We start from the raw sequence: 20,091 nt of genomic DNA, 5'->3' as shown, positions 1-20,091 counted from the left end.
GTGCGGATGATGGATTTATGACGCCGGCAGCCTATTTGCCCGGCAGGTTCTCCACCCCGCGTTCGCGCACCCAGAACAGCGTCGCTCCGGCCACGGCGGCCGGCATCATCAGGATGTTGACGAAGGGGATCATCAGCGCCAGGTAGACGATGCCGCCAAAGCCCAGGCTCTGCCAGCGCTTCTGCCGCAGCCAGGCGAGCATGTCCTGCCAGCTCATTTTGTGGTTGTCCGCCGGGTAGTCGATGTACTGGATAGCCATCATCCAGATGCCGAACAGCAGCCACAGGGGCGCGGCCACCAGGTTGATCACCGGGATCAGCGAGAGGATGAACAGGCCGATGGCCCGGGGCAGGAAGTAGCCGAGCTTGCGCATTTCCCGGGACAGGGTGCGGGGGATCATGGCGATCAGCTCGCCCCAGCTGAAGGCCGGGAAATCATCGGTGCCGCGGACCACGGTTTCGACCTTTTCCGATAGAAAGCCGTTGAAGGGCGCGGCGATGATGTTGGCCAGCATGGTGAAGGTGAAAAACACCATCAGCGCCACCAGCACCATGAACAGTGGCCAGAGGATGTAGCTGAGAAAGCTCAGCCAGTCCGGCAGGGTCGGCATCAGGCTGTCGATCCACAGGCTGAACTGGTGGCCGGCGAAATAGATCAATCCGACGAACAGTATCAGGTTGATCGCCAGGGGCAGGAGCACGAACAGGCGCAGGCCAGGGCTGAGGACCAGCTTCAGGCCTTCGCGCAGGTATTGCGGTCCGGACAGTACGGGGGCGGGCATAGAGCGCTCCGAGCAGATGGAAAACGCGCCGACCTTACCGGCTTTGCCCAGGGGGCGAAAGTGGTGCGATCAGCTCGACATCAACGGTAACAAAGACCCTTTCAAATGAGTCCGCAGAGGATAGAGACCGCCTATGAGCTGGATTGTTAAACCGTATTTCCTTAATCTTCGCCCCCTCTATACGCTTCACCCATTATTTTTTGGACGGACGAGTCAAAGCCTTCCCCAAGGTATCGCCGTCCTTTTTTATTCCAGCCGGCAATCCGGCGTTCCGTGCCAGGTCACCTGGGCCGGTCGATAGGAGTGAGTCATGTCTGAAGTACGTCATTCGCGTGTGATTATTCTCGGTTCCGGCCCTGCCGGTTACAGCGCCGCCGTCTATGCCGCCCGTGCCAACCTGAAGCCGCTGCTGATCACCGGCATGCAGGCCGGCGGCCAACTGACCACCACCACTGAAGTCGACAACTGGCCTGGCGACGTGCACGGCCTGACCGGCCCTGCGCTGATGGAGCGGATGCGCGAGCACGCCGAACGTTTCGAAACCGAAATCGTTTTCGACCACATCAACGCCGTGGATTTTGCCGCCAAGCCTTACACCCTGACCGGCGACAGCGCGACCTACACCTGCGATGCCCTGATCATCGCCACCGGTGCCAGCGCCCGTTACCTGGGCCTGCCTTCGGAAGAAGCCTTCATGGGCAAGGGCGTTTCCGCTTGCGCCACTTGCGACGGCTTCTTCTATCGCAACAAGCCGGTGGCCGTGGTCGGCGGTGGCAACACTGCGGTTGAAGAGGCCCTGTACCTGGCCAACATCGCCAGCACCGTGACCCTGATCCACCGTCGCGAAACCTTCCGCGCCGAGAAGATCCTGATCGACAAGCTCAACGCCCGTGTGGCCGAAGGCAAGATCATCCTCAAGCTCAATGCCAACCTCGACGAAGTCCTGGGCGACAACATGGGTGTGACCGGTGCGCGCCTGAAGAACAACGACGGCAGCTTCGACGAACTGAAAGTCGACGGCGTGTTCATCGCCATCGGCCACACCCCGAACACCTCGCTGTTCGAAGGCCAACTGACCCTCAAGGACGGTTACCTGGTGGTGCAGGGCGGCCGTGACGGCAACGCTACCGCGACCAGCGTCGAAGGCATCTTTGCCGCCGGTGACGTGGCCGACCACGTGTACCGTCAGGCCATCACCTCGGCCGGCGCCGGCTGCATGGCAGCACTGGACACCGAGCGTTACCTGGACGGCCTGCAGAACGCGGCACACTGATTTCCAGGCAATAAAAAAACCGGCGCAAGCCGGTTTTTTTATGGGGGTTGCACTGTCGGAGCCGGTTTGTCGGTGGCGAGGCTGTCGCCTTCGCTGGCAAGCCGGCTGCTACAGGCTCCGGATCAGCGGCGGGTCAGCGGCTGGGCGGCGAACTTCACCCCGGCCAGGCCGTGGGCGATCAGGGCGCGGATGTTGCCGTGATCAGTGCCTTCGGGAGTGGCCAGTACCGAGCGGTAGTGTTCGCCAAAGGCCAGCAGGGCCTCGTTGTCGCTCAGGCCTTCCAGCAGGGCCAGGCCCAGGGTCTTGCACGAGCCTTCATTCTGTCCGGCAGCGTTTTCCACGCCGCCGTTGCTGAACGCCTGGGGCTGGTAGTGGTAACCGGCGGCGACAAAGGCCAGGGTGTCGGCAAAAGCATGTTCGCCGCTGTTCAGGCTGGCGCGCAGGGTGTTCAGGTCAGTCATGGGGCTTTCCTTTGGCGAACGCCGCTTGCTGCTCGGCGCTGGCTTCTTTCTGGTAGAGATTTTTCCATTCGGCGTAGGGCATGCCGTACACCACTTCACGGGCCTCATCGAGGCTGACCTCGATCTGGCGTTCATCGGCCTCGGCCTTGTACCACTTGGACAGGCAGTTGCGGCAGAACCCGGCCAGGTTCATCAGGTCGATGTTCTGCACGTCCTTGCGGTTGTCCAGGTGGGCCACCAGGCGGCGAAAGGCCGCGGCTTCCAGTTCCAGGCGTTGTTGAGGGGACATAAGACTCACTGCACGTAGAAGGATGGGAACAGCTGCAAGCTACAAGCTGCCGGCGGCCAGTCAAAGCCCAATCGCCTTGACCGGCCGCTTGGCGCTAGCGACTTGCCGCCAATGTGATCGACACCGATTCGGCAAAGCGCAGGGCGTGGGGCTTGTCGACCTCGACCTCGGCGTAGTGCACCGAGTCGTTGCTCATCACCAGGTCCAGCAGTTCCTGGGTCAGGCGCTCCAGCAGGGCGAAGCGATTGCCTTCGACGTGAGCGATGATCGCCTTGGTGATGGTGCGATAGTTCAGCGCATGATCGATATCGTTGTCACGCACCGCCTCCTGGGCGGGGTACAGGATGGTCAGGTTGATCAGCACATCCTGCTTGTTGAGGATTTCTTCCTCGTTGATTCCGATGTAGGTCCGCAGGAGCAGGTCCTTGACTCGGATACGAGCCATTCCTGGCTGAAGTTGTGGCATTGCTACTTGCTCCGTCCAATCAATTGCAGGAATTCCTGGCGAGTGGTGCTCGAATCGCGGAAGGCGCCGAGCATCACCGAGGTGTGCATGGTGGAATTCTGTTTCTCGACGCCGCGCATCATCATGCACATGTGCTTGGCCTCGATCACCACCGCGACGCCGGCGGCCTGGGTCACGCTCTGCAGCGCGTCGGCGATTTCCCGGGTGAGATTTTCCTGGATCTGCAGGCGCCTGGCGAACATATCGACGATGCGGGCGATCTTCGACAGCCCCAGCACCTTGCCGGTGGGAATATAAGCCACATGGGCCTTGCCGATGAAGGGCAGCAGGTGATGTTCGCACAGCGAATACAGTTCGATGTCGGCGACTATCACCATTTCATCGCTGTCGGAGGCGAACAGCGCGCCGTTGACGATCTCCTCCAGCGACTGGCTGTAGCCGTGACACAGGTACTGCATGGCTTTGGCTGCGCGCTTGGGGGTGTCGAGCAAACCTTCGCGCTCGGGGTCTTCGCCCAGATCCTTGAGGATCTCGCGGTAATGCTGGGGCAGGGAAAGGCTCATGCATGGTCCTCGCGGGGCCGGCTTACTTGATGTGTCGCCCGCCGTTGACGGTCAGGGTGGTGCCGGTGACATAGGGGTTGTCCAGCAGGTAGCGCAGGCTCTGGTAGATCACTTCGCTGCCGGGTTCGATGCCCAGCGCGGATTTGGCCAGGGTCTTGGCGCGGTACGCCGCGTCGTCGTCGGGATTGAACAATAGCAGGGCCGGAGCAATGCCGTTGACCTTGATTGTCGGGGCGTATTTCGCCGCGAAGGACAGGGTCAGGCTGTCCAGCCCGGCTTTGCTGGCGCAGTAGGCAATGTGCTTGCTGCTGCCTTTGCGGGTCACGTCGTCGCTGATGTGGATGATGTCCGCGGGGCTTGAGCGCTGCAGCAACTCCGCGCAGTGCAGGTTGATCAGGTAGGGCGCGAGCATGTGCACGCTGAACATCCGGGTAAAGGCGGCGCTTTCCTCGCCCGGGCTTTCTTCCAGCCACTCCGAGGCGTTGTGGACGATGGCCCGCAGGCGGTCGGTTTGGGTTTTCAGCTCGCTGATCAAGGCCAGGATTCCGGCCTCGCTGGACAGGTCGGCGAACAGCAGGGTCGCGCCTTTTTCACGCAGGGTTTCAAGGCCTGGGCGCAGGCTGCGGTAAGTGACGATCACCGGCTGTCCGTCTTCGAGCAAGCGCAGGGCGCAATGCAGGCCGACACGCTGGCTGGCGCCAGTGATCAGGATCGGGGCGGGGGAGGCGTTCATGGAGGGCTCGCGTCGCGGGTAGTGGGAAAACTATACCAGCGAGGGGCGGACCTGTGCCTGCAGGCAACAGGCTGGTCGGCGAAAGCGACCTTGCGCGGCTCTTCGCTGGCAAGCCAGCTCCTGCGCTCGGCGCGAATGCTGCGCCAGGTGCTGCAGGAGCCGGCTTGCCGGCAAATCACGGATTTTGCGTCGAGGGGGCGCTCGGCAATACGCGCGCCGGTGTGCTGTTGAGCCAGTTGGCCAGCAGGCGGGTGGACAGCGGAATGAAGAAATAGACCATCAGCGGGGTCAGCGCCAGGGTGCTGACAAACACCCGGGGCAGCAGGCTCAGATCACTGAGCAAGGGGCCGAGGACGAAGTTGAACAGCAGCGATACCGGGAAGAATGCCAGCCAGATGGCCACGGCCTGCTTCCAGCGTGGCGGCCGTTGTCCGGCGGCGCCGAACCAGCCGTCGATGCCACTGACCCGGTGCTCCGAAGGGTAGGCAAACAGATCGCTGCCCCGGGCCAGCCAGGCGGTACGCGAGGCGGAGTGCTCCCAGGTGTGCAGGGTATGTTCGTCGGCAAAGCGGAAGATGATCTGGAATTCGTCATCGTCGGGCGGTGGTGCAAGGACACCGGAACCCAGGTAGCCGGGAAAGTCGGTGGCCAGTTGTTCGCCTTCGCGCAGCCAGGCGATCAGGTCCTGGTAACGGCCGTCGGCAACGCGCCGGGCAACCATCAGGGTGACGGGTGAGGTAGACATTATGTATCTCCGTAAAACCAATGCGCTGCCTGGATAAGGCAGGCGCTTGACGTGGCACCGGGGTAGTGGGCCGCGCCTGAAACAAGCAAGGATTATTCCCGATTGCTGGCGCGGGACCAACGACGCCGGTCGGTTTTTCTCGGGCTTGAAGCATTTGCGTCGGGGAAGAGTAGAATGAGCGCCACTTTGTTTACCGGTGTGTTCTCCCCCAGATGCCCGTCATGACTGAACTTGCCCCTGTCACGCCCGCCCCCGACCCTGTCGCTCAGGACGAGTTGTTTCCGATTCGTGAGGTGGCGCGCCTGACCGGCATCAACCCGGTGACCCTGCGGGCCTGGGAGCGACGCTACGGTCTGATTCAACCCACGCGCACCGAAAGTGGGCATCGCCTGTATTCCATGCACGATGTTGAGGCGGTGCGGGAGATTCTGGGCTGGATCGAGCGTGGCGTGGCGGTGAGCAAGGTCGGCAAAATCCTGGCCAAGAACCGCGCTGTCCAGGCGCAGGGCAAGGCGCCGCTGGACGATGCCCTGCAAGGCGAGTACGGCCAGTGGCGCGATCAGTTGAAGCTGGCGGTGAGCGCCTTCGATGAGGAACTGCTGGAGCGTCTGTACGGGCAGATTTTTTCCAGTTACGCCCTGCCAGTGGTGTTCCAGGACATCTTCCTGCCGTTCTGGAAGCAGCTACTGCAGGTTCGGGACGGTTTCGGCCAGACCAGCGAGTGGTTGTTTCTGGACGGTTTCCTGCGCGCGCGGATCACTCAGCGTCTGTTGTTGCAGCGGGCCGGGCAGAGCCGGCACTTGTTGCTGACCGCGCTCAACGAACAGTGTCGCGAGCTGGAGCTGTTGGTGGCGGCGCTGATGCTCGGGCATGACCAGCTCGGTGTGCGTCTGCTGGGGCCGGGGGCGCCCCTGGAGGAACTGACCCTGGTCTGCGAGAAGCTCCAGCCCGTGGCCCTGGTGGTGTTTTCCAATCATGCGCCCACGGCGGAACTGCCCAAGCGTCTCCAGCGTCTGGCGCTGACCCTGGATTGTCCGCTGATGCTGGCCGGAGATGCGGCGGACCTGGCGCAGGAGCGTCTCAGCGGTTCGCCGGTGGCCTGCCTGGGGAATGAAGGACGCCTGATGCAGAAACGCCTGCGGCAGTTCCTCAGCGGGCGCCTGGATACCTGAGCCCGCCGTTGGCCCGCCCGCCTCAGGCGTGCAGGGCCGGATGGCTGTGGCGATGCTGCTGGAGGATGAACTGGCGCAGGCGCTCGGTTTCTTCCACATCGCGCTGATCCAGGCGATAGGCATAGAAACCGGCTTCGGTCTGGCGCTCGAAGCGCCCATGCAGGGCAATCCGCTCATACCCCGAGGGGCTGAACCACTGGGCGAACTGCTTGGGCGGCCGGGTCCGGTTGCGGATCTCCAGCAACACGCCCTTGAACGACACTTCCCGCACCCACAGGCGTCCCGGCTGGCCCTTGGCGTTTTCCAGGGCCACCGGTTCTTCCAGCGCCAGGCGCCAGGGCCGGACCATCGGGCCGTCCTCGAAGATGCTCGGCACACCCAGGCGTAGATGCAGGGCATGGAACTCGTCTTCCACCAATTGCAGGGGAAAGGTCATCTGCTGATTGTCGAAGTGCGCCTGGATGGTGACCTTTTCGTTGGCGGCCAGGCGGGTCAGCAAGTCACGGATCTGCGAGCCGCCATTGACCAGCAGGCTGGATGTGCTGTCGCGCACATTGAGCTGTGGGTTGTGCTGCATGGTCCGGATGAAATCCAGTTCATCCTGAGTGAGAAGGGCGTCACGCTGCATGATGTTGCTCGAAGGGTGGAGTACAGATCGGCGGGGAATATCCCTACAGACCACGAAAGATGGATTTTATTAGTGTCCGTCGGTCGCCTTGAACGCGGCCAGTTCGGCCTGTGCCGCGGCCAACTGTTGTTCCAGCTGGAGCAGCCGTTGCTGAGCCTTGATCTGTGCGCTGACATCCTTCTGCACACCGATGAAATAGGTCAGCTGGTCGCTGTCGTTGAACACCGGAGTGATCGACAGCTCGTTCCAGAAGTGGCTGCCGTCCTTGCGGTAGTTGCGCAGCACCTCGCGGCACGGCTGGCCCTTGCCCAGGGCCTGGCGAATCCGCTCCAGTCCCGGCTGGTCACGGTCTCCGGACTGCAGGAAACGACAGTCCTGATACAGCACCTCATCGGCGCTGTAGCCCGTCAATCGCTCGAAGGCCGGGTTCACGTAAATCACGATGTTGTCTTCGCCTTCCTGTTCCGCGACCACAATCCCGTCGTTGGAGGCGTCGATCATCCGTTGCAGAAGATGCGCGTTGATCATCCCGAAGTTCCGCTATCGATCAGTTGGTGCTGGATTCTAAGACATGCTGGCACGCTGTCCACTGGGGCTCTCCAGAGGCGCGGGATGCCAGGAAGGGGATTTTACTCCGTAGCTGGTAATATCCCAGTCTTTTAGTCAGCTTCAGGAACAGATTGATGAAAGTCGCCATCCTTTCCGGCTCGGTCTACGGCACGGCTGAAGAAGTCGCCCGGCACGCCGCCAAGCTCCTCAACGCTGCGGGCCTGGAGGCCTGGCACAACCCACGGGCCAGTCTGGCCGAGCTCCAGGCCTTCGCGCCGCAGGCGTTGCTGGCGGTGACCTCGACCACCGGCATGGGGGAACTGCCGGACAACCTGCTGCCGCTGTATTCGAGCCTTCGCGATCAGTTGCCCGCCGCCTGTCGCGGGCTGCCGGGGGCGGTGATCGGCCTCGGCGATTCCAGCTATGGCGATACCTTTTGCGGTGGCGGTGAGCAGATGCGCGAATTGTTCGCCGAACTGGGCGTGCGCGAAGTGCTGCCGATGCTGCGCCTGGACGCCAGCGAGAGCGTGACCCCGGAAACCGACGCCGAGCCCTGGCTGGCCGAGCTGATCAGCGCCCTGCGGGGCTGACCGGCTGTTCCCGCAGCAGCGCGAGCCAGGCTTGCGCTGCCTTGGACAGATAAGCGCCTTGGCGCCAGATGAAGGCGATATCCCAACGCAGGTAGTCCGGCGCCTTGAGTGTCAGGCGCACCACCCCCGGCCGCACCAGGCCGCGGGCCACCACACTGGGCAGCAACACCACGCCCTGGCCGGCGGCCACCAGCGCCGCGAGAAAATCCGCCTGACCACTGCGCCCGCCCTCCTTGGGGGTGAAGCCCACCTGCTGGCAGGCCTGGAGCAACCGGTCGTTGAGCACAAAGCTGCGCTGATAGAGGAGGAAGGGGGTATCCGCCAGTTCTTCCAGGCGCACCTGGGCGTTCATCGCCAGGGGATGATCGGCGGGCAGCAAGGCATCCAGCGGCTCATCGCAAAAGGGCTGGTAGGCAAACGCCGGGTCCTTGGGGGTCAGGCTGCCGCCCAGGTCCAGCTCGCCATTGCGCACCGCCTGCTCGACATTCAGGCTGCCGCCTTCGAGCAGTGACACCTGAATGTTCGGATAGCGCCGGCGGTATTCGGCAAAGCGGCTGGCGAACAGCGCGTCGCTGCCCAGCAACGGCAGGCCCAGGCGCAGTTCGCCCCGGGCCAGCTGGCTCAGGTCGTCCAGCTCGCTGAGCAGCTCGTGGCGCAGGCGCAGCATGCCCTCGGCCCGTTGCAGCACCACCTGGCCGGCGGCGGTGAGGTGAATGTGCGAGCCCTGGCGCTCCAGCAGGGGCGTGCCCAGGCTCTGTTCCAGCTGAGCGATCTGTTTGCTGACGGCCGACTGGCTGATGTGCAGGGTCTTGGCGGCCTGGGTGAACCCGCCCTGGCGCATCACTTCGACGAAGCTGCGCAGTTGTTTGAAATCCATGGTGGTGATTCCAGATTGGAATGGTTTCGAGTCTAACAATTCGCTTCGGTGATGCGGGGGCTTTTCATAAAATAGCCCCCTGAGAGGACCTGACCCCATGAACATTTCCACCTGTAAACGCCTGAGCCGCCTGATTTACGAGCTGGCGGTGCTGCTGGCCATCTATTTTCTCGGTTGCCAACTGGCCACCTGGCTGCCCTGGCCAATTCCCGGCGGAGTCATCGGCCTGGGGCTGTTGCTGCTGGCCTTCGCCCTGGGCTGGGTCAAGCCGGCGGCGCTGCAACTGGGGGCCGGCCTGCTGATGGCGGAAATGCTGCTGTTTTTCATTCCGGCGCTGATGAGCCTGCTGGATTACGGCAGCCTGCTGCGCGAGGACGGCTGGCGGATCCTCCTGGTGATCGGCATCAGCACCTTGCTGGTGATGCTGGTGACTGCACTGACCGTGGAATGGGTGTGCCGCTGGAGAATGCGCCATGAAGCTTGAGCTGATGCCGATGTTCTGGCTGGCCCTGACCCTGGGGGCCTATCTGTTCAGCCGCTGGATCTATCGGCGCACCGGGCGCTACCTGCTATCGCCGCTGATCCTGGTGCCGGCCCTGTTGCTGGCGATTGCCGTGCCGCTGCACACCGCCTACGCCGAATACGCTGCCAATACCCACTGGCTGATGCTGGTGCTGGGGCCGGTCACCGTGGCCTTCGCGATTCCCATCTGGCAGCAGCGGCAACTGCTGATGCGCCACTGGTCGGCCCTGTTGCTGGGCATGCTGGCGGGCAGCGCCGCGTCCATCGGCAGTTCCTTCGGCCTGGCGAAGATGTTGGCCCTGGACAGCTCGGTGACTCTGTCCCTGGTGCCACGTTCCATTACCACGCCGTTCGCCATGCCCCTGGCCCATGACCTGGGCGGCGTGCCCGAACTGACGGCGGTGTTCGTGATGTTCACCGGGGTGTTCGGCGCCATGCTTGGCGGTGTGCTGCTGCGCTGGCTGCCCTTGCGCAGCGCCCTGGCCCGGGGCGCCCTGTTTGGGGTGGGGGCCCACGGTGCCGGAGTCAGCCGTGCCCATGAAGTCGGCGGCGAAGAGGGCTCCGTGGCCGGGCTGGTGATGGTGCTGACCGGGCTGTTGAACCTGTTCGCCGCCCCTTTGCTGGCGTCGGTGCTTTGACGTGAAAGCCCCGGGCCAGAGCCTTTTTTCCGGCTGACCCGCTCGGTCATCAAGCTGGCTGGCAATGCAACTCCGCCAGCGCTGCGGGCTGTCTAGACTCTGAGGGTCCTCTTCCTCCAATAAGAACTGTCACCGAGGTCCTTGCCGTGAGCTCAGCCCCCGTTCAATCGACAGCGAGTGTGAAAAACCAGGTCAGTGCCATCGAGTGGCAAACCCGCCTGGACCTGGCCGCCTGTTATCGCCTGGTGGCGATGCATGGCTGGGACGACCTGATCTTCACCCACATCTCCGCCAAGGTGCCGGGCACCGAAGACTTTCTGATCAATCCGTTCGGCATGATGTTCCACGAGATCACCGCTTCCAGCCTGGTGAAGGTCGATCAGGCCGGCAACAAGCTGATGGACAGCCCCTACGAGATCAACCCGGCCGGCTACACCATTCACAGCGCGGTGCATGCGGTGCGCCACGATGCGCTCTGTGTGCTGCACACCCATACCGCCGCCGGGGTCGCAGTGTCGGCGCAGAAGCAGGGCGTGCTGCCCATCAGCCAGCAGTCGCTGTTTGTCCTGTCGAGCCTGGGCCATCACCCCTATGAAGGAGTGGCCCTGAACCCCGAGGAAAAGGTGCGGCTGCAGGCTGACCTGGGCGACAACAACTTTCTGCTGCTGCACAACCATGGCTTGCTGACCTGCGGCGCCAGCATCGCCGATACCTTTCTGATGATGTTCATCTTCCAGCGTGCCTGTGAGATTCAGGTGCTGGCGCAGAGTGGCGGCGCCGAGCTGATCGCCATTTCCCCGGCGATCCTGAGCGGGGCCAAGGCGATGATCGCCGGGGTCACCCGCAGTGCCCAGGGCATGGGCGGGGTGCTGGCCTGGCCGGCCCTGCTGCGCAAACTCGATCAACTCGACCCGGGTTATAAAGTCTGATGCCTATTGCCGAGATTCCTCTATGTGTCTGGCGCAAGCGCGGCAAGGACTTCGAGTTCCGCGGCCGGCGCATTCGCTACTGGGTGGCGGGGCATGGCGAGCCGCTGCTGTTGATCCATGGCTTTCCCACGGCCAGCTGGGACTGGCATTACCTGTGGCAGCCCCTGGCGCGGCGTTATCAGGTGATCGCCTGCGACATGCTCGGCTTCGGCGACTCGGACAAGCCCCTGGAGCATGAGTACAGCCTGCTGGAACAGGCGGACTTGCAGCAGGCGCTGCTGGCTCATTTGCATGTCCGCCAGCCGCTGCACCTGCTGGCCCATGACTATGGCGACAGCGTCGCCCAGGAGCTGCTGGCCCGGCACTATGAACAGCGCATCGCAATTGCCAGCTGCGTGTTTCTCAATGGCGGCCTGTTTCCGGAAACCCATCGCCCGGTGCTGACCCAGAAGCTCCTGCTCAGCCCGCTGGGCTGGATGCTTGGGCGGGCCTTCAGCCGCCACGGCCTGGCGAACAGCTTCCGGCAGATCTTCGGCCCCCAGACCCGTCCCAGCGAGTCGGTCCTGGACGACTTCTGGAGCCTGGTGCACAGCAACAACGGGCCGCGCATCCTGCACAAGCTGATCGCCTACATCCCCGAGCGGCGGCTGCAGCGCGAGCGTTGGGTCAGTGCCATGCAACGCGGCGAAGTGCCGCTGCGGGTGATCGACGGCGCCCAGGACCCGATTTCCGGCGCACACATGGTGGAGCGCTATCGCCAGCTGATCCCCGAGCCGGACACCGTGCTGCTGCCGGGCATCGGCCATTACCCGCAGATCGAGGCGCCGCTGCCGGTGCTCAAGCATTACCTGGGCTTTCGCGACAGGCTGTCGTCGCCATCGCGTCAGGCCGTGGGCTCCTGAGCGCCAGGGCCACACCGTGGCCCCTTGCCGGAGCCCGTTGTTGAGCGCTCGGGGCAATTATCCCGCTGTCTTATTGCGCACCATTCAGGTCCGGACGTTTTTATTGTGACCGCCGCCCGGCTGCCTGACACTCGGCCCATTGTCCATTGGCCCTGCTGGAGTTCGGTATGAGTGAATCTGTGCGCTTGCAAGACAAAGTAGTGATCATCACCGGAGCCGGCGGCGGCCTGGGCCGGGCCCATGCCTTGCTGTTCGCCAGGCACGGGGCCAAGGTGCTGGTCAACGACCTGGGGGGCTCGGCCCAGGGCGAAGGCGCCAGCGCCTCCGCGGCCGACAAGGTGGTGGCACAGATCCGTGAGGCCGGGGGCATTGCCGAGGCCAACCACGACTCGGTCACCGATGGCGAAAAGATCGTGCAGAACGCTCTGGACGTTTTCGGCCGGGTCGATGTGGTGGTCAACAACGCCGGCATCCTGCGGGACAAGACCTTCCACAAGATGGACGACAGCGATTGGGACCTGGTGTACCGGGTGCATGTCGAAGGGGCATACAAGGTCACCCGTGCCGCCTGGCCGCACCTGCGGGACCAGGCCTACGGGCGGGTGATCTTCACCGCCTCCACATCGGGCATCTACGGCAACTTCGGCCAGTCCAACTACGGCATGGCCAAGCTCGGCCTGTACGGCCTGACCCGGACCCTGGCCATCGAAGGGCGCAAGAACAACATCCTGGTCAACGCCATTGCCCCGACCGGTGGCACGCGGATGACCGAGGGGCTGATCCCGCCGCAAGTGTTCGAACAGCTCAAGCCCGAACTGGTGAGCCCGCTGGTGGTGTACCTGGGCAGCGAGCAATGCCAGGAAACCTCCGGCCTGTTCGAAGTGGGCGGCGGCTGGATCGGCAAGGTGCGTTGGGAGCGCAGCCTGGGCGTCGGTTTCGATCCGCGCCAGGGCTTTTCGCCCGACGATGTGGCAGCGCACTGGCAGCAGATCTGCGATTTCGAAGGGGCGGCCCATCCCAAGGACAACATCGAGGCGCTGAAGGAGATGATGCAGAATCTGCAAAAGTACGCCCTCTGACGCTGCGCGGACCAGCGTTGTCCGGCGCTGATCGGCGGGCACTCTTCCCCGGCTTGAAAACAGCCGTTCAATGACCCGCCGGAGCCTGGGCCCCGGCGGTTTTACTCCTGTGGCGTTCGTCTCTATGCTCGACGGTTGGCGAACGCACAAGGAGCGCTTGAGATGTATGAATCAAAGGATCAGCCGGTACTGTCGCGACTGCTGTTTATCCGGCGTCTATGTGTTCATGGCCTGGTGGTCCTGGCCCTGATCAGCTTTTCGGTGCTGCTGGGGATCAGCGGCCTGCTGTACTTCGAGCAGGACATTTCCTTTCACGACGCCTTGTATGACGCGGCCATGATCCTCGGCGGCATCGGGCCCATCAACATGCCGCAAACCCCTGGCGGCAAACTGTTTTTTGCCACCTACGGGCTTTATACCAACCTGGTGTTCGCCGCCACGCTGGGCTTGATCCTGTCTCCGGTGGCGCATCGTCTGTTGCACAAGTTTCACTACGACGAAGGGGATGACGACAGGTTGTAAGTTCAACGTGGCGGTTGTCTTGCGCGCATAAAAAAGGCCGCTGCAAGAGCAGCGGCCAAAGTAAGACGTTAGATCAAGGAGCTACAAAATCAACGTCAGTGAACCCGGTGTCGCGACCTGAACCCAACCCCTTCAAGCCGCCTGGAAACTGATTCGGGGAACCCGGTTGCCGGGTGCTTCCCGTGGCAGTGGCGTGGTGCTGTTTGCCGTGACTGCGGGGCAAGAATAAGCCCTGGCCCGCCGTGGAAAAATAGCGATTCAGGACAAGGACTGTTACAGCCTGAGCAACAGTTCCAAGTGAGCGCCCGCCAATCGGATCGACGCCCCTGATGGGGGCGTATCCAGCCCATGGATAGACCGCTGGAGCGCCCCAGAGGCAAGGGCATTCATCCTTTCGAGCGACAACGCGAATACCTCCTTGGTGCGCTTATCGGCCGTGGCACCCCGGCAGTAGGGTGACTTCTCCTGTCATTCACCGGGGAAGACGCATGACAAAAACAACAATGCGCGCCATCTTCACACCGCAGGCGTTGGCCGCCGCGGTGGCACTGGGCTGTTGCAGCCAGGTGCAAGCGGTTTCGTTCAACATCGGGGAAATCGAAGGGCAGTTCGACTCGTCGCTATCGGTCGGCGCCAGCTGGGGCATGCGCGATGCCGACCGGGCGTTCGTCGGCACGGTCAACGGCGGGACCGCGCAGTCTTCCACCGGCGACGATGGCCGCCTGAACTTCAAGAAGGGCGAGACCTTCTCGAAGATCTTCAAGGGCCTGCATGACCTGGAGCTCAAGTACGGCGACACCGGCGTCTTCGTGCGCGGCAAGTACTGGTACGACTTCGAGCTCAAGGACGAGGATCGCGAGTTCAAGCCCATCAGCGATCACAACCGCAAGGAAGGCGCCAAGTCCGCAGGCGGGCAGATCCTCGACGCCTTCGTCTACCACAACTACTCCATCGCCGACCTGCCGGGCACCGTGCGCGCCGGCAAGCAGGTGGTCAGCTGGGGCGAGAGCACCTTCATCGGCAACTCCATCAACAGCATCAACCCGGTGGACGTCTCGGCCTTTCGCCGCCCGGGGGCCGAGATCAAGGAAGGCCTGGTGCCGGTGAACATGCTGTTCGCCTCCCAGGGCCTGACCAACCAGTTGACCGTGGAAGGTTTCTATCAGCTGGAGTGGGACCAGACCGTGGTGGACAACTGCGGCACCTTCTTCGGCAACGATGTGGTGGCCGATGGCTGCACCACCGGCTACACCGTCGGCAGCCCGGCGATCGCGCCCCTGCAACCGGTTGCCGCGGCGTTCGGCCAGGGCTTTCAGGTGTCCCGTGAAGGGGTGATCCTGCCCCGTGGCGGCGACCGCGATGCCCGGGATTCCGGGCAGTGGGGCGCCGCTCTGCGCTGGCTCGGCGATGACACCGAGTACGGCCTGTATTTCATGAACTACCATGCGCGCAGCCCGGTGGTGAGCACCACCACGGCCAACATCAGTCCGGCCACCCTGGGGGCTATTGGTGCCGCAGGAGCTGCGGCCGCGCCCACGGTTCCCGGCGCGGGAGCCAGCCTGGTGCAAAGCGTGATGCTCGGCCGTGGCCAGTACTACCTGGAATACCCCGAAGACATCCGCCTGTATGGCGCCAGCTTCTCCACCACGCTGCCCACCGGCACCGCCTGGACCGGCGAGATCAGCTACCGCCCCAACGCCCCGGTGCAGGTCAACACCAACGACCTGACCCTGGCCCTGCTCAACCCGATTGCCGGCGGCGCGGCGTCGCCGATCAAGACCGCCCTGGGCGCCGACAACACCGGCTACCGGCGCAAGGAAATCACCCAGATCCAGAGCTCCATGACCCAGTTCTTCGACCAGGTGCTGGGGGCCGACCGCCTGACCCTGGTGGGCGAGGCCGCGGTCGTACACGTCGGCGGCCTGGAAGACAAGAGCAAGCTGCGCTACGGCCGTGACTCGGCCTACGGCCAGTACGGCTATGGCGGCGATACCGGCGGTTTCGTCACCGCCACCTCCTGGGGCTATCGGGCCCGGGCGATCCTCGACTACAGCAACGTCATCGCCGGGATCAACTTCAAGCCCAACCTGTCCTGGTCCCATGACGTCAACGGCTACGGTCCCAACGGCCTGTTCAACCAGGGCGCCAAGGCCCTGAGCGTCGGAGTCGATGCCGACTACCGCAATACCTACACCGCCAGCCTCAGCTACACCGACTTTTTTGGCGGGCGCTACAACACCCTCACCGACCGGGACTTCCTCGCCTTGAGCTTTGGCGTGAACTTCTGAACCGGCACAAGAAGGAGCACTTGAATGCGCAACATGATTCTGCAATGCAGCGCCCTGGCACTGAGCCTGTGGGCGGCCAACCTGATGGCCGCGGTGAGCCCGCAAGAAGCCGCCCAGCTGGGCACCAGCCTGACGCCCCTGGGGGCGCAAAAGGCCGGCAATGCCGATGGCTCGATCCCGGCCTGGACCGGCGGCCTCCCGAAGAACGCCGGGGCGGTGGACAGCAAGGGCTTTCTCGCCGACCCGTTCGCCAATGAAAAGCCGCTGTTCATCATCACCGCGGCCACGGCGGACCAGTACAAGGACAAGCTGTCCGACGGTCAGTTGGCGATGTTCAAGCGCTACCCGGACAGCTACCGGATTCCGGTCTACCCGACCCATCGCAGCGTCGGCCTGCCGCCGGAGATCTACGAGTCGGCCAAGCGCAGCGCGCTGAACGTGACCACCACCAACGATGGCAACGGTCTGGCCAACTTCACCGGCAACCGCTACTACGCCTTCCCGATTCCGAAGAACGGCATCGAGGTGCTGTGGAACCACCTGACCCGCTATCACGGCGGCAACCAGAAACGCATCATCACCCAGGCCACCCCGCAGACCAACGGCAGCTACACCTCGATCCGCTTTGAGGAGGAAGTGGCGGCGCCGCAACTGATTCCCGACCTGGACCCGGCCAAGGGCGCCAACGTGCAGAACTTCTTCAAGCAGTCGGTGACCGCCCCGGCGCGGCTGGCGGGCAACGTGCTGCTGGTCCATGAAACCCTGGACCAGGTCAAGGAGCCCCGCTCGGCGTGGATCTACAACGCCGGGCAGCGTCGGGTGCGCCGCGCCCCGCAAGTGGCCTACGACGGTCCGGGCACTGCCGCCGACGGCCTGCGCACCTCGGACAACTTCGACATGTTCTCCGGCGCTCCCGACCGCTACGACTGGAAGCTGGTGGGCAAGAAGGAGATGTACATCCCCTACAACAGCTACAAGCTGGACTCGCCGAGCCTCAAGTACGACGACATCATCAAGGCCGGACACATCAACCAGGACCTGACCCGCTACGAGCTGCACCGGGTCTGGGAGGTGGTGGGCACGGTCAAGCCGAACCAGCGGCACATCTACGCCACCCGGCACATGTACATCGACGAGGACAGCTGGCAGGTGGCCCTGGTGGATCACTACGACGGCCGTGGCCAGCTGTGGCGGGTCGCCGAAGGTCACGCGCAGTACTACTACGACCATCAGGTCCCGGCCTACACCCTGGAAGCCCTGTATGACCTCAACGCCGGTCGCTACCTGGCCCTGGGCATGAAGAACGAGGAAAAGCACAGCCTGGAATTCGGCTTTGCCGCCAAGGCGGCCGACTACACCCCGGCCGCCTTGCGCGCCAGCGGGGTGCGCTAGGCCGCAGGTGACGCAGGTGCTCGAAAGGCGACCGCCCGGTCGCCTTTTTTATGGCAGGGGATCAGCCCGCTGAATACTTCTTCAACAGGCCGGGAGGTCGGGGCTAGGGTGGGGGCACGCTGGCAAAAACTATAAAAAGGCTCGCCGCAATGACTGCCATGACTCGTTGTCCAGAGCGTCCCGGGTTCATGCCCCGTTTGTCTTCCCATCATTCACCACGCCGCCACTTGAGTGAGCCCCTGCTGCTCTCCAGCGCGCGGGTCAAATTGTTGTGCGCCCCTGCCGGCAGCGGCAAGACCGCACTGCTCAGCGAATGCCTGCAGCAGGCCCCCGAGGGCTGCCGGGTCATCTGGTTGCCCCTGGGCGGCACCCGGCAGACGCCCGAGGACCTGTGTCGCGCCCTGGCCCAGGCGTTGGGCCTGGCCGCTGCCGAACCGGCTGCGCTGCTGGCTCATCTGGCCCAGCTGCCGGGCCCGGCCTGGCTGTGTCTCGATGACTATTGCCGGCTGCCGGCGGCCGATCTGGACCTGCTGCTGGACCGCTTGCTGAGCGTCGACAACCCCGCGCTCACCTGGTGGATCGGCAGTCGCCGCCGGCCTCAATGCAACTGGCCACGACTGTTGCTGGATGACCAGCTGCATGAACTGGACGGCAGCGCCCTGGCGTTCAGCCAGGACGATATCGAGCGCTTGTTGCAGCGCCTGCCGCAGCCGTTGTGCGCCCAGACCGCCAGCCGCGTCCTGCAACGCAGCGGCGGCTGGTGCGCGGGGGTGCGTATCGCCTTGCTCGACGGCAGCGAGTGGGTCAGCCAACCCTGCAAGCCCGGGCGTCCCAACACCTTGCTCGAATACCTGGAGCACGAGCTGTTCAGCGTGCTGTCGGCGGAACTGGCGGAAGTCTGGCAAGTGCTGGCCCATATGCCGCGGTTCAATGCCGAGCTGTGCGAGCACCTGTTCGGCGCCGGAGAAGGGGCCCGGTACCTGCGGACCCTGCAGGACCTGGGCTGCTTTATCGAACCCTGGGAAGGCGGTGCCGACTGGCTGCAGGTGTTTGCGCCCCTGGCCCGGCTGATGCGCGATGAGGCCTGGCCCGCGGGACGCTCCTGGCATCGTCGGGCCTGCCAGTGGTTTACCGCCCAGGAGGATTGGCAGTCGGCCTTTGAGCAGGCGCTGCTGGCCCAGGAGTATGAAGTGGCGGTCAGCCTGCTGGAGCACTTCAACGTCGAGTTCCTGTTCCAGCGCCACAATGGCTTGCTGCTGTTGCAACTGCACGAACGCCAGGGCGCCGAGCTGTTGCTGGGCAGTCCGCAGTTACTGGGGCTGCTGGTGGCGGCCATGCTGTTTGCCGGACGCTTCGAGCAGGCCGGGCAGTGCATGGCCCAGATGGCCCGTTTCACGCCGCAGGCGTCGGCCGCCGACCAGCGCCAGCTGCTGGCCCGCTGGCAGGCGCAGCAGGGCTGGCTGTTGCATCTGGGCGGGCGCATGGAGGCCGCGCGGCAGCACTTTCGCGAAGCCCTGAACGAGTTGGACGACAGCGCCTGGACCATCCGCTTGCTGTGTCTGTCCGGCCTGACCCAGCAAGCGTTGCTGTGCGGCGAGCTGGATGTGGCCCAGTCCCTCAATCGGCAAGCCCTGTGCCTGGCCCGGGCCCAGGATGCGCAGTTGTTCGAGGGCCTGCTGGAACTCGACCATGCCCAACTGCTGGAACAGCGCGGCGCGCCGCATCGGGCGCAAAGCCTGCTGGAGCAGGTGCTCGAGCGATTGTCCGGGCAAGTGCTGCGGGCCACGCCCCTGCTGGGGCGCCTGGCCTTGCGCCAGGGACAGGATCAGCAAGCGGCCGGGTATTTTCGCCGGGGCCTTGAGGATTGTCTGGTCAGTCATGACAAGCGCGCCTTGTATGGCTTTCTCGGCGAGGCGCAGTTGGCGGCCAACCAGGGCGACTACGCCCAGGCCTTCGTCCGCCTGCGAGACGCCGAGCGACTGATGCAGCAACGGCAGATCCCGGACAGCGTCTACCGTGGCGTGCTGTTGCAGGTCAGCAGCCAGCTCTGGCTGCAGCAGGGGCGGGCGGATCTGGCTCACGAAGCCCTGAGCCGGGTACTGCGGCATTATCGCGGGCCCCAGGCACTGCAGGCGCCGCCGGCCAGTCTGGAACTGATCCCGAGTATCGAATGCCTGCTGGTGCTGGCCGAGGTGCATCTGGGGCGGGCCCAGGCACCGGTGGCCAGCTTGCAGGGGCTGCTGGCCCGGGCCCGGCGCCACGGCATGCTGGGGCTGGAGGTCCAGGTGCAGTTGGTGCTGGCCGAGGTGGCCTTCAGGCTCGACGATCAGGCTCTGGCGGCCCAGGCCCTGCAGGCCGGACAGGAACTGGCGGCGCGCTGCAATCTGCCCCACGCCCTGCACGAGTTGCGCCTGCGGCAACCCGGCTTGCTGGCGCCAGCCGACAGCCCGCCAGCCATGGCGGCCCAGGCGCCGCCAGAGCATCACGAGAGCCTGCTCAGCCTGCGGGAGCTGCAGGTGCTGCAATTGATCGCCCAGGGCTGCTCCAACCAGCAGATTGCCGAGCAGTTGTTCATCTCTCTGCACACGGTGAAGACCCACGGCCGCAGGATCCACAGCAAGCTGGGGGTGGAGCGGCGCACCCAGGCCGTGGCCAAGGCCCAGGCCCTGGGGCTGATGAGCTGAGGGGGGGG

22 protein-coding genes are annotated in these 20,091 nt (G+C 64.2%); 12 read left to right on the top strand and 10 right to left on the bottom strand.

All coding sequences use genetic code 11. From position 1 onward, the window contains the following. Positions 1 to 31: 31 nt before the first annotated feature. Entirely contained in the window at positions 32 to 781 is a 750-nt protein-coding gene (gene cysZ / locus ACMGG8_RS29845) for a sulfate transporter CysZ (protein WP_060842501.1), read from the bottom strand. A gap of 310 nt (positions 782 to 1,091) precedes the next feature. On the opposite strand from cysZ, the gene trxB reads away from it, so the two are divergent. Beyond that, the gene (gene trxB / locus ACMGG8_RS29840; RefSeq protein WP_060837566.1) at positions 1,092 to 2,054 is read left to right on the top strand and encodes a thioredoxin-disulfide reductase; all 963 of its coding nucleotides are present in this window, start codon (positions 1,092 to 1,094) and stop codon (positions 2,052 to 2,054) included. A 122-nt stretch (positions 2,055 to 2,176) separates the two neighbouring features. Here the strand turns inward: trxB and ACMGG8_RS29835 are convergent, their stop codons facing one another. The 6 genes from ACMGG8_RS29835 to ACMGG8_RS29810 all read right to left on the bottom strand — a co-directional run bounded on the left by ACMGG8_RS29835 (position 2,177) and on the right by ACMGG8_RS29810 (position 5,311). Continuing rightward, entirely contained in the window at positions 2,177 to 2,515 is a 339-nt protein-coding gene (locus tag ACMGG8_RS29835; protein ID WP_060842502.1) for a HopJ type III effector protein, read from the bottom strand. Beyond that, positions 2,508 to 2,804: a DUF1244 domain-containing protein gene (locus tag ACMGG8_RS29830; RefSeq protein ID WP_060837568.1), complete on the bottom strand. Its 297-nt coding sequence runs from the start codon at positions 2,802 to 2,804 to the stop codon at positions 2,508 to 2,510. Before ACMGG8_RS29830 ends, ACMGG8_RS29835 begins: the two co-directional genes overlap by 8 nt. A gap of 94 nt (positions 2,805 to 2,898) precedes the next feature. Beyond that, on the bottom strand, positions 2,899 to 3,270 hold the full coding sequence (gene folX, locus ACMGG8_RS29825) for a dihydroneopterin triphosphate 2'-epimerase (RefSeq protein WP_060837569.1): 372 nt from the start codon (positions 3,268 to 3,270) through the stop codon (positions 2,899 to 2,901). Between the two features lie 2 nt (positions 3,271 to 3,272). Continuing rightward, on the bottom strand, positions 3,273 to 3,833 hold the full coding sequence (gene folE / locus ACMGG8_RS29820) for a GTP cyclohydrolase I FolE (protein ID WP_060837570.1): 561 nt from the start codon (positions 3,831 to 3,833) through the stop codon (positions 3,273 to 3,275). A 22-nt stretch (positions 3,834 to 3,855) separates the two neighbouring features. Continuing rightward, on the bottom strand, positions 3,856 to 4,566 hold the full coding sequence (folM, locus tag ACMGG8_RS29815; protein ID WP_060842503.1) for a dihydromonapterin reductase: 711 nt from the start codon (positions 4,564 to 4,566) through the stop codon (positions 3,856 to 3,858). Positions 4,567 to 4,741: 175 nt separating this feature from the next. Further along, positions 4,742 to 5,311, bottom strand: coding sequence for an antibiotic biosynthesis monooxygenase (locus ACMGG8_RS29810; protein WP_414158900.1), 570 nt, complete (start codon positions 5,309 to 5,311; stop codon positions 4,742 to 4,744). 212 nt (positions 5,312 to 5,523) lie between these two features. Between ACMGG8_RS29810 and ACMGG8_RS29805 the strand changes: the two genes are divergently transcribed. Beyond that, positions 5,524 to 6,483: a MerR family transcriptional regulator gene (locus ACMGG8_RS29805; protein ID WP_060837572.1), complete on the top strand. Its 960-nt coding sequence runs from the start codon at positions 5,524 to 5,526 to the stop codon at positions 6,481 to 6,483. A gap of 22 nt (positions 6,484 to 6,505) precedes the next feature. On the opposite strand, the gene ACMGG8_RS29800 is transcribed toward ACMGG8_RS29805, so the two are convergent. Both ACMGG8_RS29800 and ACMGG8_RS29795 read right to left on the bottom strand, forming a co-directional pair. Then, positions 6,506 to 7,111 (bottom strand): hypothetical protein, encoded by a 606-nt coding sequence (locus tag ACMGG8_RS29800; protein WP_060837573.1) that lies wholly within the window; start codon positions 7,109 to 7,111, stop codon positions 6,506 to 6,508. Between the two features lie 69 nt (positions 7,112 to 7,180). Then, the gene (locus ACMGG8_RS29795) at positions 7,181 to 7,639 is read right to left on the bottom strand and encodes a PAS domain-containing protein (RefSeq protein WP_060837574.1); all 459 of its coding nucleotides are present in this window, start codon (positions 7,637 to 7,639) and stop codon (positions 7,181 to 7,183) included. Between the two features lie 155 nt (positions 7,640 to 7,794). On the opposite strand from ACMGG8_RS29795, the gene ACMGG8_RS29790 reads away from it, so the two are divergent. After that, positions 7,795 to 8,250, top strand: a complete 456-nt coding sequence (locus ACMGG8_RS29790; RefSeq protein ID WP_060837575.1) for a flavodoxin — start codon at positions 7,795 to 7,797, stop codon at positions 8,248 to 8,250. Here the strand turns inward: ACMGG8_RS29790 and ACMGG8_RS29785 are convergent. Next, the gene (locus ACMGG8_RS29785) at positions 8,231 to 9,127 is read right to left on the bottom strand and encodes a LysR family transcriptional regulator (protein WP_414158899.1); all 897 of its coding nucleotides are present in this window, start codon (positions 9,125 to 9,127) and stop codon (positions 8,231 to 8,233) included. The two genes, ACMGG8_RS29790 and ACMGG8_RS29785, sit on opposite strands and share 20 nt — an antisense overlap. A gap of 97 nt (positions 9,128 to 9,224) precedes the next feature. Between ACMGG8_RS29785 and ACMGG8_RS29780 the strand changes: the two genes are divergently transcribed. The 9 genes from ACMGG8_RS29780 (at position 9,225) to ACMGG8_RS29740 (ending at position 20,083) form a co-directional block, all read left to right on the top strand. Further along, the gene (locus tag ACMGG8_RS29780) at positions 9,225 to 9,611 is read left to right on the top strand and encodes a CidA/LrgA family protein (RefSeq protein WP_060837577.1); all 387 of its coding nucleotides are present in this window, start codon (positions 9,225 to 9,227) and stop codon (positions 9,609 to 9,611) included. After that, positions 9,601 to 10,287: an LrgB family protein gene (locus ACMGG8_RS29775; RefSeq protein ID WP_060837578.1), complete on the top strand. Its 687-nt coding sequence runs from the start codon at positions 9,601 to 9,603 to the stop codon at positions 10,285 to 10,287. Before ACMGG8_RS29780 ends, ACMGG8_RS29775 begins: the two co-directional genes overlap by 11 nt. Positions 10,288 to 10,433: 146 nt before the next feature. Next, positions 10,434 to 11,216, top strand: coding sequence for a class II aldolase/adducin family protein (locus tag ACMGG8_RS29770; protein WP_414158898.1), 783 nt, complete (start codon positions 10,434 to 10,436; stop codon positions 11,214 to 11,216). After that, positions 11,216 to 12,118 carry an alpha/beta fold hydrolase gene (locus ACMGG8_RS29765; RefSeq protein WP_060837580.1) on the top strand — a complete coding sequence of 301 codons (903 nt, stop codon included), beginning with the start codon at positions 11,216 to 11,218 and terminating at the stop codon, positions 12,116 to 12,118. The genes ACMGG8_RS29770 and ACMGG8_RS29765 overlap by 1 nt, the downstream gene beginning before the upstream one ends. A gap of 167 nt (positions 12,119 to 12,285) precedes the next feature. After that, positions 12,286 to 13,197, top strand: a complete 912-nt coding sequence (locus tag ACMGG8_RS29760) for an SDR family oxidoreductase (protein WP_060837581.1) — start codon at positions 12,286 to 12,288, stop codon at positions 13,195 to 13,197. 162 nt (positions 13,198 to 13,359) lie between these two features. Beyond that, complete coding sequence (locus tag ACMGG8_RS29755) at positions 13,360 to 13,719, top strand: hypothetical protein (RefSeq protein WP_060837582.1); 360 nt, start codon at positions 13,360 to 13,362, stop codon at positions 13,717 to 13,719. Positions 13,720 to 14,207: 488 nt separating this feature from the next. Beyond that, on the top strand, positions 14,208 to 16,007 hold the full coding sequence (locus tag ACMGG8_RS29750; RefSeq protein WP_060837583.1) for a DUF1302 domain-containing protein: 1,800 nt from the start codon (positions 14,208 to 14,210) through the stop codon (positions 16,005 to 16,007). A gap of 24 nt (positions 16,008 to 16,031) precedes the next feature. Then, positions 16,032 to 17,399, top strand: a complete 1,368-nt coding sequence (locus ACMGG8_RS29745; protein WP_060837584.1) for a DUF1329 domain-containing protein — start codon at positions 16,032 to 16,034, stop codon at positions 17,397 to 17,399. A 149-nt stretch (positions 17,400 to 17,548) separates the two neighbouring features. Further along, positions 17,549 to 20,083, top strand: coding sequence for a LuxR C-terminal-related transcriptional regulator (locus tag ACMGG8_RS29740; RefSeq protein WP_414158897.1), 2,535 nt, complete (start codon positions 17,549 to 17,551; stop codon positions 20,081 to 20,083). Positions 20,084 to 20,091 lie beyond the last annotated feature (8 nt).

The organism is Pseudomonas sp. BNK-45, from assembly GCF_047456255.1.
In the GTDB taxonomy this organism is placed as follows: domain Bacteria; phylum Pseudomonadota; class Gammaproteobacteria; order Pseudomonadales; family Pseudomonadaceae; genus Aquipseudomonas.
Note: the sequence above shows the minus strand (reverse complement) of the source record. Positions and strands in the feature narration are given on the sequence as shown.

What these genes read in the sequence shown, in the direction of transcription:
- ACMGG8_RS29795 (WP_060837574.1), bottom strand. Translation starts at nt 7,639, where the DNA reads ATGATCAACGCGCATCTTCTGCAACGGATGATCGACGCCTCCAACGAC.
- ACMGG8_RS29755 (WP_060837582.1), top strand. Translation starts at nt 13,360, where the DNA reads ATGTATGAATCAAAGGATCAGCCGGTACTGTCGCGACTGCTGTTTATC.
- trxB (WP_060837566.1), top strand. Translation starts at nt 1,092, where the DNA reads ATGTCTGAAGTACGTCATTCGCGTGTGATTATTCTCGGTTCCGGCCCT.
- cysZ (WP_060842501.1), bottom strand. Translation starts at nt 781, where the DNA reads ATGCCCGCCCCCGTACTGTCCGGACCGCAATACCTGCGCGAAGGCCTG.
- ACMGG8_RS29750 (WP_060837583.1), top strand. Translation starts at nt 14,208, where the DNA reads ATGACAAAAACAACAATGCGCGCCATCTTCACACCGCAGGCGTTGGCC.
- folX (WP_060837569.1), bottom strand. Translation starts at nt 3,270, where the DNA reads ATGCCACAACTTCAGCCAGGAATGGCTCGTATCCGAGTCAAGGACCTG.
- ACMGG8_RS29800 (WP_060837573.1), bottom strand. Translation starts at nt 7,111, where the DNA reads ATGCAGCGTGACGCCCTTCTCACTCAGGATGAACTGGATTTCATCCGG.
- ACMGG8_RS29780 (WP_060837577.1), top strand. Translation starts at nt 9,225, where the DNA reads ATGAACATTTCCACCTGTAAACGCCTGAGCCGCCTGATTTACGAGCTG.
- folE (WP_060837570.1), bottom strand. Translation starts at nt 3,833, where the DNA reads ATGAGCCTTTCCCTGCCCCAGCATTACCGCGAGATCCTCAAGGATCTG.
- ACMGG8_RS29745 (WP_060837584.1), top strand. Translation starts at nt 16,032, where the DNA reads ATGCGCAACATGATTCTGCAATGCAGCGCCCTGGCACTGAGCCTGTGG.
- ACMGG8_RS29835 (WP_060842502.1), bottom strand. Translation starts at nt 2,515, where the DNA reads ATGACTGACCTGAACACCCTGCGCGCCAGCCTGAACAGCGGCGAACAT.
- ACMGG8_RS29775 (WP_060837578.1), top strand. Translation starts at nt 9,601, where the DNA reads ATGAAGCTTGAGCTGATGCCGATGTTCTGGCTGGCCCTGACCCTGGGG.
- ACMGG8_RS29810 (WP_414158900.1), bottom strand. Translation starts at nt 5,311, where the DNA reads ATGTCTACCTCACCCGTCACCCTGATGGTTGCCCGGCGCGTTGCCGAC.
- ACMGG8_RS29765 (WP_060837580.1), top strand. Translation starts at nt 11,216, where the DNA reads ATGCCTATTGCCGAGATTCCTCTATGTGTCTGGCGCAAGCGCGGCAAG.
- ACMGG8_RS29740 (WP_414158897.1), top strand. Translation starts at nt 17,549, where the DNA reads ATGACTGCCATGACTCGTTGTCCAGAGCGTCCCGGGTTCATGCCCCGT.
- ACMGG8_RS29790 (WP_060837575.1), top strand. Translation starts at nt 7,795, where the DNA reads ATGAAAGTCGCCATCCTTTCCGGCTCGGTCTACGGCACGGCTGAAGAA.
- ACMGG8_RS29760 (WP_060837581.1), top strand. Translation starts at nt 12,286, where the DNA reads ATGAGTGAATCTGTGCGCTTGCAAGACAAAGTAGTGATCATCACCGGA.
- folM (WP_060842503.1), bottom strand. Translation starts at nt 4,566, where the DNA reads ATGAACGCCTCCCCCGCCCCGATCCTGATCACTGGCGCCAGCCAGCGT.
- ACMGG8_RS29805 (WP_060837572.1), top strand. Translation starts at nt 5,524, where the DNA reads ATGCCCGTCATGACTGAACTTGCCCCTGTCACGCCCGCCCCCGACCCT.
- ACMGG8_RS29785 (WP_414158899.1), bottom strand. Translation starts at nt 9,127, where the DNA reads ATGGATTTCAAACAACTGCGCAGCTTCGTCGAAGTGATGCGCCAGGGC.
- ACMGG8_RS29830 (WP_060837568.1), bottom strand. Translation starts at nt 2,804, where the DNA reads ATGTCCCCTCAACAACGCCTGGAACTGGAAGCCGCGGCCTTTCGCCGC.